This is a genomic window from Nonomuraea glycinis (assembly GCF_035920485.1).
Classification (GTDB): Bacteria; Actinomycetota; Actinomycetes; order Streptosporangiales; family Streptosporangiaceae; genus Nonomuraea; species Nonomuraea glycinis.
Genome location: NZ_CP109166.1, coordinates 8802763 through 8817306, shown reverse-complemented (window position 1 = coordinate 8817306; position 14544 = coordinate 8802763). Strand labels below are relative to the sequence as shown.

Annotated in this window: 12 protein-coding genes; 5 read left to right on the top strand and 7 right to left on the bottom strand. The window is 73.0% G+C overall.

Going from position 1 to position 14544, the window contains the following annotated elements; all coding sequences use genetic code 11:
- The first annotated feature begins 100 nt into the window (after window positions 1-100).
- Window positions 101-535: a GNAT family N-acetyltransferase gene (locus tag OHA68_RS41530; protein WP_189144029.1), complete on the top strand. Its 435-nt coding sequence runs from the start codon at window positions 101-103 to the stop codon at window positions 533-535.
- Between the two features lie 32 nt (window positions 536-567).
- The gene (locus OHA68_RS41525) at window positions 568-3450 is read left to right on the top strand and encodes a helix-turn-helix transcriptional regulator (RefSeq protein ID WP_327105129.1); all 2883 of its coding nucleotides are present in this window, start codon (window positions 568-570) and stop codon (window positions 3448-3450) included.
- Window positions 3451-3453: 3 nt separating this feature from the next.
- On the opposite strand, the gene OHA68_RS41520 is transcribed toward OHA68_RS41525, so the two are convergent.
- The 4 genes from OHA68_RS41520 to OHA68_RS41505 form a co-directional block, all read right to left on the bottom strand.
- Complete coding sequence (locus OHA68_RS41520; RefSeq protein ID WP_327105128.1) at window positions 3454-5877, bottom strand: hypothetical protein; 2424 nt, start codon at window positions 5875-5877, stop codon at window positions 3454-3456.
- 83 nt (window positions 5878-5960) lie between these two features.
- Window positions 5961-6890, bottom strand: coding sequence for a carbohydrate kinase family protein (locus OHA68_RS41515; protein ID WP_327105127.1), 930 nt, complete (start codon window positions 6888-6890; stop codon window positions 5961-5963).
- Window positions 6887-7813 carry a pseudouridine-5'-phosphate glycosidase gene (locus OHA68_RS41510; RefSeq protein ID WP_327105126.1) on the bottom strand — a complete coding sequence of 309 codons (927 nt, stop codon included), beginning with the start codon at window positions 7811-7813 and terminating at the stop codon, window positions 6887-6889. Before OHA68_RS41510 ends, OHA68_RS41515 begins: the two co-directional genes overlap by 4 nt.
- Window positions 7814-7927: 114 nt before the next feature.
- Window positions 7928-8902 (bottom strand): YeiH family protein, encoded by a 975-nt coding sequence (locus tag OHA68_RS41505; protein WP_327105125.1) that lies wholly within the window; start codon window positions 8900-8902, stop codon window positions 7928-7930.
- A 71-nt stretch (window positions 8903-8973) separates the two neighbouring features.
- Between OHA68_RS41505 and OHA68_RS41500 the strand changes: the two genes are divergently transcribed.
- Entirely contained in the window at window positions 8974-9864 is an 891-nt protein-coding gene (locus tag OHA68_RS41500; RefSeq protein ID WP_327105124.1) for a LysR family transcriptional regulator, read from the top strand.
- Window positions 9865-9982: 118 nt separating this feature from the next.
- Window positions 9983-11488 (top strand): phytoene desaturase family protein, encoded by a 1506-nt coding sequence (locus OHA68_RS41495; protein ID WP_327105123.1) that lies wholly within the window; start codon window positions 9983-9985, stop codon window positions 11486-11488.
- An 82-nt stretch (window positions 11489-11570) separates the two neighbouring features.
- Here OHA68_RS41495 and OHA68_RS41490 read toward each other — a convergent pair whose 3' ends face one another.
- From OHA68_RS41490 to OHA68_RS41480, 3 genes are all read right to left on the bottom strand, one after another.
- A complete protein-coding gene (locus OHA68_RS41490; RefSeq protein ID WP_327105122.1) occupies window positions 11571-12227 on the bottom strand; it encodes a DUF2238 domain-containing protein in 657 nt (218 codons plus the stop codon).
- Window positions 12228-12343: 116 nt separating this feature from the next.
- Window positions 12344-13231, bottom strand: coding sequence for a hypothetical protein (locus OHA68_RS41485; RefSeq protein WP_327105121.1), 888 nt, complete (start codon window positions 13229-13231; stop codon window positions 12344-12346).
- A 1-nt stretch (window position 13232) separates the two neighbouring features.
- The gene (locus tag OHA68_RS41480) at window positions 13233-13733 is read right to left on the bottom strand and encodes a SigE family RNA polymerase sigma factor (RefSeq protein ID WP_327105120.1); all 501 of its coding nucleotides are present in this window, start codon (window positions 13731-13733) and stop codon (window positions 13233-13235) included.
- Window positions 13734-13837: 104 nt separating this feature from the next.
- Here OHA68_RS41480 and OHA68_RS41475 point away from each other — a divergent pair, with 104 nt between their 5' ends.
- The gene (locus OHA68_RS41475; RefSeq protein ID WP_327105119.1) at window positions 13838-14533 is read left to right on the top strand and encodes a response regulator transcription factor; all 696 of its coding nucleotides are present in this window, start codon (window positions 13838-13840) and stop codon (window positions 14531-14533) included.
- Window positions 14534-14544 lie beyond the last annotated feature (11 nt).

Below are 14544 nucleotides of genomic sequence, written 5' to 3'. Positions count from 1 at the left end.
GGGACGGGGCCCTCCCAGGCCAGGCGATTCACCGGGAATCCTCGACACTCGGTGAACGGCGATTGGACTGGTGATGGAGCACGATCTAGGGTCATACGTCATGACGGCTGACGACCTTGTCATCAGGAAGGCCGAGAAGGCGGACGCGGACGCGGTGTTCGCGTTGGCGCGTGAGTTCGGGCTGACCTTCAGGCCCGAGCGCGACGCCTTCGACGAGGCGTTGCCGATATTGCTGCACGACGAGGACACCCTGCTGATCACGGCCGTGGTCGACGGGCGGGTGCAGGGCTACCTGCTCGGCAACGTGCACCTCACGCTGTTCGCCAACGGGCCGGTCGCCTGGGTCGAGGAGGCCATGGTGCAGACGGGGTCGCGCAGGCAGGGGATCGGGCGGGCGCTCCTGGAGGAGTTCGAGAAGTGGGCCCGCTCGCGTAATGCCCGGTATGTGGGGATGGCCACCCGGCGGGCGCCCGAGTTCTACCACGCGCTGGGCTACGAGGCGTCGGCCACGTTCTTCCGCAAGGTCCTGCGCTGACCTTGTCGTAAACGGGTGGCATATTTGGGGGCGTGAGTATCCATACGGTGAGCCCCCTGTTCGTCGGGCGGGCCCGCGAGCTGGCCGTGCTCGGCGACGCCCTCGACGGGGCGCGGGCCGGGACGGCGTCCACCGTGCTCGTGGGCGGCGAGGCGGGAGTCGGCAAGACACGCCTGGTCGGTGAGCTGGCCGAGCGTGCCGATGACGCCCTGGTGCTCGTCGGCGGGTGCCTGGAGCTGGGCACCGAGGGGTTGCCGTTCGCGCCGTTCACCGCCGTGCTGCGCGGTCTCGTACGCACGCTCGGGCGGGACGGCGTCGCCCGGCTCGTGCCGGGCGGCTCGACCAGGGAGCTGGCGCGGCTGCTGCCCGAGTTCGGCGAGCCGGACCAGGACGGGGCGGAGGCGCGGGCGCGGCTGTTCGAGCAGGTGCTCGGGCTGCTGGAGCGGCTGACCGAGGACCAGCCGGTCGTGCTGATCGTCGAGGACGCCCACTGGGCCGACCGGTCCACCCGTGACCTGCTGTCCTTCCTGGTCCGCTACCAGCGCGGCGATGGCCGCCTGCTGATCGTCGTCACCTACCGCGCCGACGAGTTGCACCGCGCGCACCCGCTGCGCCCGCTGCTGGCCGAGCTCGGGCGCGTCGGCTGGGTCACCCGGCTGGAGCTCGGCAGGCTCACCCGCAGGGAGGTCGTCGAGCAGGCGGCGAGCATCCTGGAGCGCGAGCCGTCCCCTGTGGACATGGACCGGATCTACGCGCGCAGCGAAGGCAATCCGCTGTTCGTCGAGGCGCTGCTCAGCGAGGTGAGCGGTGGCGACGCGCTGCCCGAGTCGCTGCGCGACCTGCTGCTGGCCAGCGTGGAGCGGCTGCCCGAGGAGACCCAGGAGCTGCTGCGGGTGGCCAGTGTGGGCGGGCAGCGCATCGAGCACGACCTGCTCTCCGCCGTTGCCGGGCTGGACGAGAACGCACTGGCGCGCGCGCTGCGCCCGGCCGTGGCGGGCAACGTGCTCGTCGTCGACGGCGAGGGCTACGCCTTCAGGCACGCGCTGATCCGCGAGGCCCTCCACGACGACCTGCTGCCGGGGGAGCACACCCGCCTGCACACCAGGTTCGCCGAGGCGCTCGAGCGCGACCTGTCGATCCTGCCCGCGCCGCGCGGCGCCGTCGAGCTGGCCCACCACTGGCACTCCGCCCGCGACACCACCTGGGCGCTCATCAGCGCGTGGCACGCCGCCGCGGCGGCCCGCAAGTCCACCGCCTACGACGCGCAGTTCGGGATGCTGTCCAGAGTGCTGGAGCTGTGGGACCACGTGCCCGACGCGGAGGAGCGCATCGGCGTCGGGCACACCGCCGTGCTGCGCCAGACCTCCGTCGTCTCCTACCTCGCCGGGGAGTACGACCGCGGCGTGGCCCTGGCCTCCGCCGCCCTCACGGAGATCGACCGAGCGGCGGAGCCGGCCACCGCCGCCCGCGTGCTGCGCCAGCGCGGCCTCATGCGCTACGACCTGAGCCGCCCCGGCTACGTCGACGACCTGCGGGAGGCGGCGTCCCTGGTGCCGGCCGACCCGCCGAGCAGGCTGCGCGGCCAGGTGCTCGAATCGCTCTCGCGCATGCTCCACCGGCCCGAGCAGCTCGCCGAGAAGATCGCCAACGCGCAGCAGGCCATCGACATCGGCCGGGCCGTCGGCGACGCCGCCACCCACGCGCACGCGCTGATCAGCCTCACCTGGGCGCGCTGCCGCTACTCACAGATCGACTCCCACCGCGACGGGTTCGTCGAGGCGCGGCGCATCGCGGACCAGGCCGACGCCTACAGCGCGATCATGCGGGGCGCCATCTCCGAGTCCGACGTGCTCGAAGGCGCCGGCCGGCACGAGCAGGCGGCCCAGGTCGCCCGCGACGGCATCTCCCTGGCCCAGAGGTACGGCCTGGCCCGCACCTCCGGCACCTTCCTGTCGATCAACCTGGCGGAGCCGCTGGTGTCGCTCGGCCGCTGGGACGAGGCGCTGGAGGTGGTGGAGCACGCCCTCGACCTCGTGCCGCCACCCCCGCACCAGGCCAGCCTGCAGGGCTTCGGCACCGACATCGCCCTCGCCCGCGGCCTGCTCGACCGCGCCGAGAAGCTGCTGGCCGCCTCCCGGCGCGTGCTGTCCCGCGGCAAGTTCCGCGAGCAGACCGTGCTGCCGCACGTGCGCAGGGAGGTCCAGCTCCTGCACGCCCAGGGCCGGCTCGGCGAGGCCCGCGAAGCGGCGGCGCGCGCCCTGCGCGAGCACGACCTGACGGCCGACCATCGCTACTCCTGGGGTCTGCTCGTCCACCTGGCCGAGCTCGGCGGTCCCCTCCTGCCGGAGCTCCGCTCGATCGCCGAGTGGCTCGACGTCGAGGGCGGCCTGCAGCACGCCCAGCGCCTCACCTTCACGGCCCTGACAGACCAGGCTCTGGACGGGGCCGAGGCGGCCGGTCGGCGCGTCAAGGCCTGGGACCAGGCCGCGGCCGCCTGGGCGGCTCTCCACCAGCCCTACAGCGAAGCCAGAGCCCAGAGCGGCGCGGCGCAGGCGGCACACGCGGCCGGTGACCGGCAGGGGGCCACCGCGCGGCTGACCAGGGCCCGGGAGCTCGCCGAGCGACTGGGCGCCGTTCCCCTCCTGGAGCAGCTCGACGTCTTCGCCCGCCGCGCCAGGATCGCCCTGACGGACGGCGCCGCCCCCGACGGCCTGCCCCTCGGCCTCACGGCCCGCGAGCTGGAGGTCCTGCGGGAGGTCGCGCGCGGCCGCAGCAACCGGGAGATCGCCGGGGAGCTGTTCATCTCGGTCAAGACGGTCAGCGTGCACGTCTCCAACATCCTGGCCAAACTCGCCGTCGCCTCCCGGGGCGAGGCCGCGGCCAAGGTGCACGCGGTGGGGCTGTTCGACGACTGACGGTCAGCCGGTGAGCTGCGCCTCCAGGCGGTAGCCGTCCACGGTCACGTACACCTGGTCGCCAGGGCGGGCGTTGAGGCGCATGAGGACGGGCTGGAGGGAGTCGAAGACCGGCTGGTGGCCCTGCCACACCAGGACGATGGCGTTGTCGCCGGGCCCGGTGACCGAGAGCAGAGTGCCGGGGCGCATGCCGAGCTGGGTGGCGTAGCCCTCGGGGACGGGGACGGGGCCGCCGCGGAGATACTCGGGGGTGACGTCGATGCGCTGCCAGCGGCGGGGGTCCGACGACGGGCTGGGGAGCGGGGGCGGCGGGGTGGCGGGGGTGCCCGCGAGGCTGCCGGGCAGCACGGGGGAGCGGCCGCCGGACAGGGCGGAGAGGGTGGCGAGCGCGGCCGTGGGGTCGATGGTGGCGGACGACGCCGCGGGGATGGGCTGGCCGCCTCTGTGGTGGTGGCCGTTGGCGCCGGGGGTGCGGCGCGGGAGCGGCTGGGGAGGGGCGGCGGAGGCGACGGGATCGGGCCCGGACTCCGCCGGGAGGGCGTCGAGCCAGGCCTTGGCCGAGTGGGCGCGGATGCCGAGCTCGGTCATCAGGGCCACCATGTCGGTGTCCGGCGGGGAGGCGGCCAGCAGTTGCCTGGTGCGGGACTGGAGGCCGTGGATGTCGCCGATGACGAGCCAGCCGTCCTGCAGGCGGCGGTCCGGCATCAGCGTGACGAGCACCCGCCACAGCGGGGTGCGCAGCGACGGCACCATCACCGGGTGGGCGGGGTCGGCGCCGATGAGCTGGTCCTGGGTGGCGGCCGAGCCGAGCCACTCCGTGAGCCGGAACATGTGGCCGGTGACGGGCGCGGACTCCGAGGAGCGCAGCCAGTTGAGTACGCGTTCCTCGGCCGTCCGCTGGGCCTGGGAGAGCACGTCCCGTTCGACGAGCATCTTGTGCGCGAGGGTGCGCAGGCTGATCGGGTCCTCGGCGAACAGGCGGTGCACCGCGACGGACAGCTCCAGCTTGTTCAGGCTGCGGAAGAGGCTGTCCACCACGCGGACCATCGCGTGGTCGGTCTCGCTGGGCGCCGGGGTGGCGGGCGCCGCGAGAGGCACGGCGACGGGGGCCTCGGGCTGCGGGCGCTGCGGGGAGCCGTTCCCGCTCTGGACGGGGAAGGAGCCGGTCTGGCGGGACCGGGGCTCGCCGTTCTCGCCGAGGGCCGGGAAGGAGCCGGTGGTGGGCGGGGGGCCGCCGTTCTGGCGGTTGTCGCCGACGGCGGGGAAGGAGCCGGTGCTCGGATTCTTGTCGCCCGGTCCCGAGAAGAGCCCGTTGCCCGGCCGGTTCTCACCGAGGGCGGGGAAGGAGCCCGTGCTCGGACCGCCGTTGCCGGGGAACGGCCCCGCGCCGGGGCGGTTCGCGTTCGGCACGGGGAAGGAGCCGGTGCCGGAGCGGTTCTCGTTCGGGGAAGAGCCCGTGCCGGGGCGGTTCTCGGTCGGGGAGGAGCCCGTGCCCGGGCGGTTCGCGTTCGGCACGGGGAAGGAGCCGGTGCCGGGGCGGTTGTCCCGCTGGGCGGGGAAGGAACCGGTGCTGGGACCACCGTCGCCGGGCGAGCCCGCGCCGGGGCTTACAGCGGGGAAGGAGCCGGTGCCGGGGCGGTTGCCGCTCTGCGCGGCGAACATGCCGGTGGCGGGGCCAGGGTCCCCCGGAGTGGGGAAGGCGTTCGCCGCACGCTGCGGCACTCCTTCGCCCTGGGCGGGGACGGCGCCCGGCGCGCGCTGCGGCGCCCCGTCGCCCTGGGCGGGGGTGGCGCCGGTCGCGCGCTGCGGCTCGCCGGCGACGGGGAAGGTCCCGGTCGTGCGCTGCGGCACGCCTTCGCCCACGGCGGGGAAGGCGCCGGTCGTGCGCGGTACGCCCTCGCCGACGGCGGGGAAGGAGCCGGTGCCGGATGCCGGGCCGCGTTGCGGCGCGCGGCCGGCCTCGGGCTGCCCTGCCGCCTGTACGGCGCGGGCCGCGGACTCCGGCTGGGCCGAGATGCGGCCGAGCACCTCGCGGAACACCGAGCCGAGCACGGCCTCGGGCGTGGCCGAAGGGGTGCCCATGTCACCCGGGGACAGGCGGCGCAGGCGGTGCCAGCCGCCCAGGCCGGCGATGGCGGCCCTGGTGGGCTCGGGCCAGCCCGGCAGCGCCGGGTCGATGTGGTGGATCGTCAGCGCGGGCAGCACGTCGGCGAGTGGCAGGTAGTCCCAGCGGGCGGTGGCCAGCAGCGCGAGCCGGTCGCAGATCCAGTCGAGCCCGGCCGTGGCGAGGGCTCGTGAGAGGGGGAGCGAGGACCACCAGGCGGCCGGGAGCCGCGCATCGGTCAGTGCCTCCGCCACCTGCTGGGGACGGCTCCAGCGCAGGGCAGGGACCAGGTCGCTCAGGCAGATCGATGACTCGACTTCCATCGGCGGACCTTATCCTCCCCAGTGAGCCGCATGGTGCTCTTGGATACGTATGTGGCCGTTCGTGCAGCCTACGCGGCAAGCTATCAATCGGTGCGAATAGGGTAAAGACGCTTCACGTCCAAACCGTATCGTGGCCTACCCCCAACCAGGGCCACGCATTCGGCACCGGCACGGCAACCTGCCTCCAGAGCGGCCCTTTCGCCAGCACCTGTCAGGGTGGCTGTGAGATATCCCGCTGCGAACGCGTCGCCCGCTCCGGTGGAGTCCACCATCTCCGTCGGCGCCGGGTCCGACTTGGCGACGACCTGCCCGCCCGTGGCCGCGAGCGCCCCTTGGGACCCCAGCTTCACCACCGCCGTGCCGTACCTCTCGCTGAGCAGTTCGGCGGCGCGTTCGGGGGTGGCGGCGCCGGTGAGCAGAAGTGCCTCGTCCCGATTGGGGAAGATCAGCTCGGCGGGCGCGATCTCGGTCAGGAAGCGCTCGACGCCGAACTCGCGCAGCGGGCTGGTGGAGGCCGGGTCGACGCTGATGGCGATCCCGGCGGCGACGGCCTGGGCCATGGCCAGCCTGACCAGGCGCAGGCCGGGCTCGCCGAACAGCGTGTAACCGGACACGTGCAGGCGGGCGACGCCGTCGAGGAGGGCGTCGTCCCAGTCGTCGGTGGAGATGAGCCCGCCCGCGCCCCGGTTGGTGAGCATGGATCGCTCGCCGGTCCGATCCACCATGGCGATGACGACCGCCGTGGGATGGTCGGCGTCGAGGCGGACGTGTGGCCGGACGCCGGCCTTCACCAGCTCGCCGATGTGCCACTCGCTGCTGTCGTATCCGCATCTGGCCAGCAGCCCGACCTCGCCGCCCAGGTGGGCGGCCCAGGACGCGGTGTTCGCGCCGGAGCCGCCCGGCCGGAGCACGATGTCGGCGGCGATGTCGGAGGCCGACATGACCGGTGCGCCGTGCAGGGCCACCACATCGGTGACGACATCACCTATGACCAGGAGACCCTTGCCGGTCACGATCGCGACCAGGCTAGGGAGATCTGCGCCGCGAGGGCGGTGTTACCGCGTACGGCGGCGAGGTTGGCCTCCAGGGAGGCGCCGGAGGTGCCGCGCACCAGATAGCCGAGCAGGAACGGGGTGATCGCCTGCCCGGTCACGCCGTCGCGGGCGGCGGCGTCGAGCGCCTCGGCCAGCACCCGGTCGTGCAAGGCGGGGTCGAGCTGCTGGTCGGCGGGGACGGGGTTGGCGACGATCAGCGCGCTCTCGTCGCCGCCGAACGCGTCCTGACCGCGCATGATCGCGGCGGCGTCCTCGGGCGACTCGATCCGCCACTCGACGGGCAGGCCGGAGGAGTTCAGGTAGAAGCCGGGGAAGGTGTCGGTCCGGTAGCCGGCCACGGTCACGCCGCGCGTCTCCAGCCGCTGCAGGGTCGCGGGCACGTCCAGGATCGACTTGACGCCGGCGCAGACGACCGTGATCCGGGTACGGGCCAGCGTGTCGAGGTCGGCGGACTCGTCCTGCTCCTCGGTCCAGCCACGGTGCACGCCGCCGAGACCGCCGGTGGCGAAGACCCGGATGCCCGCGCGGGCGGCCAGGAACGACGTCGCCGACACCGTCGTGGCGCCGCTCGCCTTGAGCGCCGAGGCCACCGGCAGGTCGCGCTGTCCCAGCTTGCGCAGCCCGGACTCGCTCGCCACGCGCTCCAACTCCACCTCGGACAGGCCGATCCTGGCCACCCCGTCGAGCACGGCGATGGTCGCGGGCACCGCTCCGGCGGCTCGTACGATCTCCTCCAGCTCCCGTGCGACCTCCAGGTTGCGCGGCTGCGGCAGCCCGTGGGAGATGATCGTGGACTCCAGCGCCACCAGGGGGGCACCGGTGGCCAGCGCCTCGGCGACCTCGTCGGACGGCTGCAGGTGTGACTCGGCGGCGCTGCGCATGGTGGGTTTCGTGCTCCTCGAATGGTCCCGATGATTCTCAGTCAGAACGATGTCTTTCCCGGACTTTGTTCCAAACTGAGGAGGTTACGGCGGGACCGCGTGCGCGTCCACTCATCAAGGGATCAGCAGCACGGCCCCCACCAGCGCGATCCCGCCGATGAGCCCGGTGGCGATCCCGCCGAGCAGCAGAGCGCGCCCACCGCTCAGCAGTCTGCGCACGTCGATCCCGGTGCCCAGCCCGAACAGCGCGGCGGCCATCAGCACGTCGGTGATCGGGGGCACGGCCGCCGTCACGGACTCGGGGACGAGCCCGGTGCCGCGCAGCGCCACCATGGCCAGGAACCCTGCGACGAAGAGCGGGACGACGGGGGGCCGGCCGCCGCCGGGGCGGGCCCGCGCGCTCAGGGCGACGATGGGGGCCAGCAGGATGACCCGGCCCAGTTTGACGGTGACCGCCGCGGCGAGCACGCCCGAGGCCGCGCCGATCGCGGCCACCTGCGCCACCTCGTGCACCGCCGCCCCCGTCCACACCGCGAGCTGCGCCGGTGACAGGCCCAGCCAGGCCGCCAGCAGGGGCACCGCGACGATGGCGGCGCTGCCGTACAGGACCACCACGCCGAGGGCGCTCGCCGCGTCCTCGTCGTCGCCGCCCGCGCTGTCGCGCATGGCCGCGATGGCGGCCGCGCCGCAGATGGACACCCCTGTGGCGACGAGCAGGCCGGTGCCGGGGGACAGGCCGAGGCGGCGGCCGACCAGCGGCGTGACCACGAACGTGACGCCCGTCGCCACCAGCACGATCACCACCGTCCGCCAGCCCATGGCCAGCACCTCGGGCACCGAGATCCGCAGGCCGAGCAGGACGATCGCGACGCGTAACACCCGCTTGGACACCAGCCGCAGGCCGGGCAGCAGTCTCTCGCCGACGCCCCCGGACGCGGCCAGGGCCGCGCCCGCCGCCACCGCCACCACCGCCGGGCTGAGCACGGGCAGCACCGCGTGTACGGCCAGCGCGAGTACCACCGCCATGGCCGCCGCGAACAGGCCGGGCAGGACAGAGGTGTGCGTCTTGCGAGAGGGGGTTTGCAGCACGATGTCCAGTCTTCGGGCGGCCGGAGGCCCCCGGTAGCCACGGGTTGCCTGTGAGCCCATAGCCTGTGGCTATGAGCTCGCTGCCCGATCTGGACTCGCTGAAGCTACTGGTCGACGTCGGCGAGCTGGGCAGCCTGGGGCGGGCGGCCAAGGTGGCGGGCATCGCCCAGCCGTCGGCGAGCAAGCGCATCGCCCAGCTCGAACGCCGGCTCGGCCTGTCGCTGCTGGAGCGGACGCCCCGCGGCTCCACGCTCACCAACGAGGGCAAGGTGGTGGCCGGCTGGGCGGCGCACGTGGTCGCGGCCGCCCAGGAGCTCATGCGGGCCGCCGAGGCGGTGCGCCACGGCGGCGCCGCCCACCTGCGGGTGGCGGCGAGCATGACGGTGGCCGAGTACCTCGTGCCCCGGTGGCTCGGCGAGCTGCAGAACCGGGAGCCGGACGTTCAGGTGGGGCTGGACGTGGTGAACTCCGCCGACGTCGCGACCCGGGTGCTGGCCGAGGAGGTGGAGCTGGGGTTCGTCGAGGGTCCGTACGTGCCCGAGGGGTTGGCCAGCCGGGTGGTGGGCACCGACCGGCTGGTGGTCGTGGTGGCGCCCGGACATCCCTGGACGCGCCGCCGTACCGCGCTGAGAGGGGCGGAGCTGGCCGGGACGGCGCTCGTGGTGCGTGAGCCCGGGTCGGGCACCCGGGAGACGCTGGACGTGGCGTTCAGGGACTTGCGTCAGGCCAGCCCGCGCCTGGAGCTGGGCTCCAACTCGGCGGTCAAGGGCGCGGCCCAGGCGGGCGCGGCGCCGGCCGTCATCAGCGGGTACGCGGTCGAGGCGGAGCTGGCCACCGGGCGGCTGGTCGAGGTGCCGCTGGCCGGGCACACCCTGGTCAGGAGCCTGCGCGCCGTCTGGCGTCGCGGCCGCACCCTGACCGGCCCCGCCGCGACCCTCCTGACCATCGCCAGCCGCCCCTGACGATCTCCGCCGTCCCTGACGGTGGCCGTTCTTCGCCGCCATTACCCTCAGAGGGTTGAACGCTCTTCGCCGTCGTCCCTCCCTGACGTGGAACGTTCTTCGCCGCTAAGGTGCATGAATGGGTGCATATGACGTGGTCGTTGCCGGTGGGGGCCACAACGGGCTGGTCGCCGCCGCTTACCTCGCCCGCGCCGGGCGGCGGGTGCTGGTGCTGGAGCGGCAGGGCCACACCGGGGGCCTGGCCATCTCCACCCGCGCCTTCCCCGGCGTGGACGTACGGCTGTCGCGCTACTCCTACCTGGTCAGCCTGCTGCCCACGAAGATCGTCAAGGATCTGGGCCTCCGCCTGGAGCTGCGCGGGCGCCGTTACGCCTCCTACGCGCCCTGCGGCGACACCGGCCTGCTCGTCGACGGCGAGGACGAGGGACGGACGGCGGCCTCCTTCCGCACGGTCACCGGCGGAGACGCCGACCACCGGGCCTGGCGGGACTTCTACGCCATGACCGCCCGTGTCGCCGAGACCCTGGCCCCGACCTTGCTGGAGCCGCTGCGCCCGGCCAGGGAGGTCGAGCGGCTGGTCGGGCCGCAGGCGTGGCAGGACCTGTTCGCCCGGCCGATCGGGGAGACGGTGGACGAGCGGTTCGCCGACGACACGGTGCGCGGCGTGGTGCTCACCGACGCGCTGATCGGCACGTTCGCCGACCCCGGCACCGACCTGCTGGCCAACCGGTGCTTCCTCTATCACGTCATCGGCGACGGCACGGGCGTGTGGAACGTCCCCGTGGGCGGCATGGGCGCCGTCTCCGGAGCGCTGGAGGCCGCCGCCAGGCAGGCCGGCGCGGAGATCGTCACCGGCGCGGAGGTGATCGGCATCTCGCCGGCGGGTGAGGTCACCTTCCGTACGGCGGATGAGGCGGAGCACACGGTGACCGGCGGGCATGTGCTGGTCAACCTGCCGCCGGCGGTGTTCGACCGGGTGCTCGGCAGGACGCCCGGCGTGCCCGAGGGGGCGCAGCTCAAGGTGAACATGGTGCTGAGCCGGCTGCCCCGGCTCAAGGACACCGGGGTGGATCCGGCGGCGGCGTTCAGCGGGACCTTCCACATCAACGAGTCCCGCGACCAGCTCGCCACGGCCTACGCCCAGGCGTCCCGGGGCGAGATCCCGGAGCTGCCCCCGGCCGAGGTCTACTGCCACACCCTGACCGACCCGTCGATCCTCGGGCCGGAGCTACGCGGCAAGGCGGAGACGATGACGCTCTTCGGCCTGCACATGCCCGCCCGCCTTTTCCGGAAAAATCCGGACGAGGCCAGGGAGGAGGCTCTTCGTGCCACCTTCGCGTCCATGAACCAGGTCCTGGCCGAGCCCATCGAGGACTGCCTCCTGCGCGCCCCCGACGGCACCCTCTGCGTCGAGGCCAAGTCCCCGGTGGACCTGGAGAACGAGGCGGGCCTGCCCGGCGGCCACATCTTCCACCGCGACCTGAGCTGGCCGTACGGGGAGGAGGGCGGTTGGGGCGTGGAGACCGAGCACGAGCGGATCCTGTTGTGCGGCGCGGCCGCCCGCAGAGGCGGCGGCGTCAGCGGCATCCCCGGCCACAACGCGGCGATGGCACTGCTGCGCTGAGCCCTCGGACGCCGGGGGATGTCACCGGGCCGGCGCGGCGGCGTTCAGGCGGGCGAGTCGCCGGTCGTGCGGGTGGAGGCGTTCAGGCGGGCGAGTTGCCGGTCGTGCGGGTGGAGGCGTTCAGGCGGGCGAGTTGGCGGTCGTGCAGGCGGCTGAACAGCAGGAGCGCGGTGATCGCCCCGATGAGCGCGCAGGCCATGTCCCACTGGGTGTCCCACTGGTCCCCCTGAACGGCCAGGAACGCGTCGGCCGCCTCTCCGGCGGCCAGCGCGGCCCACCACTCCAGCATCTCGAAGAAGGCGCTGAAGGCCAGGCAGACGGAGACGGTCAGCGGGGCCAGCCAGGCGCTGCCGCGCAGCGGGGAGGTCCGCACCAGCAGTTCGCGGACCAGGATGGCCGGGACGAAGCCCTGCATCAGATGGCCGATGCGGTCGTACGGGTTGCGCGACAGGTCCAGCAGGTCCTGCAGCCAGTACCCGAACGGGACCCGGGCGTAGGTGTAGGCCCCGCCGACGATCAGGACCAGCGCGTGTACGGCGAGCAGGCAGCACAGCAGGGTGGTGAGCGGGAAACGCCGCCATGTCACCACCACCAACGGCAGCCCGCCGGCCACCCAGAAGATCTCCAGGAACCAGGTGAACCGGTCGTGGGGCTGGATGCCGGAGACGACCAGGGCGACCGGCACCACCGCGGCCAGTACCAGAGGCAGCCGCCGGACACGAGCGGACGTGAGGGGCATGGGGCGGCCTCGGGATGCTGGGGGACGGGAGGTGCCTGCCAGTATGAGGCTTGCCCCGCCGCGCTCCGTAAAGATGCTCGCATCCCCGCGCAGCCGCCCCCCGCCCGTCAAGGCGGTCAGTCCTTGTGGCCTGAGCCCGTCCACAGGAAGGTGACGTTCCGCACCTGCCCGGCGACCGCGCCCGCCTCGTCATAGGCGGTTACGGTGACGGGCGGGGTGTCGGCGATCCGCCAGGGCTTGCCGAGCGCGTCCCTGCGGCCGCGCGGATCCGAGCGGTGCGTCGCGGGGATCCGTCCGATGAAGAACCCGTTCGCCACCTGGGCCTCAGCCGGCCGCCCAGGCGCCCATTCGATCGTCACCCGCCGCACTTCCGGGGTGACACGCCCGGCCACGACGCGGAAATACCCCTTCTTCGCCTGTTCGTCGCGTATGGCGCGCCCGTCCGTTTGCATCACGTACGCGTCCACGGTGAGGTCGCCCGTCAGGCCCGCGGCCAGGTCGCCGGGAGCCTTGTTGCCCCAGTGCGTGAATACCGCAGGCTCGCCCAGTTCCCCCTTCTTCACCGGTGTGCAGAAGGCGAACCCGGCCGTACTGCCGAGGAGTGCCGTCGAACCCTCGCCGTCGGTGTACTGAGCCAGCACGTGGAAGTCGTCGACGCCGCCCTGCCCGGGCATCCGCCGGCTGGGGTCCATGTTGTGCACAGGGCCGCCCTCCGGCATACAGTCGCGTACCATCTGTGCCTGTTGCGGGGTGTTGTCCGGTAGCTCGATCACCTCGGCGGCGGTGTCGCGCTCTCCCGTCGCGGGGAGGTCTCGCGTCATCGGGTACACGACGACCACGCCCGCCAGGCATGCGACGGCCAGCGCTGCTACGGAATAGGACACCCTGCGGCGGCGCGCGGAGCTGGTGACAGCTCTGTCGATGTAGGAACCGGGATGGACCGGCTGTGCCCGGTCGGCCAGCAGGAGGAGCTCCTCGGCGATGTTCCGCTCGTCCAGGTTCACTTCAGGCCTCCAGGGTGACGGGTCGGCCGATCAGTTCGCGCAGCCGGGTGACGGCCTGATGGGTCTGGCTGCGTACGGTCCCGATCGAGCAGCCCATGATCTTCGCGACTTCCGATTCGGACAGGTCCTCGTAATAGCGCAGCACCAGGACCGCGCGCTTGCGGGCCGGGAGAGCCAACAGGGCCTGCTGCATGGTGACGCGGGTCTCGATCTCGTCGGGGCGCTCCGTCTCCGGCCGGTCGGGGAGACTCGCCGCCGTGTGCTCACGACCCCACCGAGGGCTGCGCCATCGGCTGACCTGCTCGTGGTACATCACCCGCCGCACGTACGCCTCAGGGGCGGAGCGAATCTTACGCCAGCGGCCTGCGGTCTTCGCCAGAGCGGTCTGCAGCAGGTCCTCGGCCGCGTGCTGGTCACCGGTCAGGACATAGGCCAGCCTGATCAGGCTGCCCGAACGAGCCGCCACGAACTCGGCGAACTCGCTTTGGTGATCGAAATGCAAGAGGCCTCCTCTGGTCTCACCTCCTTAGATGCGACCGAGGCGGCGAATCTATGGCGATGCGGCCCCTTCATCGTGTTCTCAGAATGTTGCTCTAGCGTTGGGGCATGAGTGAGCTGGCCCGGTTGCTGGTGGTGGACGACGAGCCCGCGCTGCGCGAGGCGCTGCAGTCGAGCCTGGAGTTCGAGGGTTACCAGGTCGTCACCGCCAACGACGGGCAGGCGGCGCTGGAGGAGCTGGCGCGCACCCCGTACGACGCGGTGCTGCTCGATGTCATGATGCCCCGGCTCGACGGGCTGACCGCCTGCCGCAGGCTCAGGGCGGCGGGTGACCACGTGCCCGTGCTCATGCTGACCGCCCGCGACGCCGTCGGTGACCGGGTGTCGGGCCTGGACGCGGGGGCCGACGACTACCTGGTGAAGCCGTTCGAGCTGGACGAGCTGCTGGCCCGCGTACGGGCGCTGCTGCGGCGCGGTGCGTTGAGCGCCGGCGAGCCCGAGCCGACGCTGTCCTTCGGCGACCTGAAGATGGATCCGGCGACCAGGGAGGTCACCAGGGGTGCGCGGCGCCTGGACCTCACCAGGACCGAATACCTGCTGCTGGAGCTGTTCCTGGCACACCCGCGCCAGGTGCTGACGCGGGACCAGATTCTGGCCGAGGTGTGGGGGTTCGACTTCGAGCCGTCGTCCAACTCCCTGGACGTGTACGTGATGTACCTGCGGCGTAAGACGGAGGCCGGCGACCAGTCCCGGCTGATCCATACCGTGCGGGGCGTCGGCTATGTGCTCAGAGGCGCCACGTGAGGGGTCGCAGC

Bases quoted from the DNA above. Each gene is read 5' to 3' on its own strand.
- OHA68_RS41475 (WP_327105119.1), top strand. From the start codon at position 13,838: ATGAGTGAGCTGGCCCGGTTGCTGGTGGTGGACGACGAGCCCGCGCTG.
- OHA68_RS41520 (WP_327105128.1), bottom strand. From the start codon at position 5,877: ATGGAAGTCGAGTCATCGATCTGCCTGAGCGACCTGGTCCCTGCCCTG.
- OHA68_RS41490 (WP_327105122.1), bottom strand. From the start codon at position 12,227: ATGCCCCTCACGTCCGCTCGTGTCCGGCGGCTGCCTCTGGTACTGGCC.
- OHA68_RS41530 (WP_189144029.1), top strand. From the start codon at position 101: ATGACGGCTGACGACCTTGTCATCAGGAAGGCCGAGAAGGCGGACGCG.
- OHA68_RS41500 (WP_327105124.1), top strand. From the start codon at position 8,974: ATGAGCTCGCTGCCCGATCTGGACTCGCTGAAGCTACTGGTCGACGTC.
- OHA68_RS41495 (WP_327105123.1), top strand. From the start codon at position 9,983: ATGGGTGCATATGACGTGGTCGTTGCCGGTGGGGGCCACAACGGGCTG.
- OHA68_RS41510 (WP_327105126.1), bottom strand. From the start codon at position 7,813: ATGCGCAGCGCCGCCGAGTCACACCTGCAGCCGTCCGACGAGGTCGCC.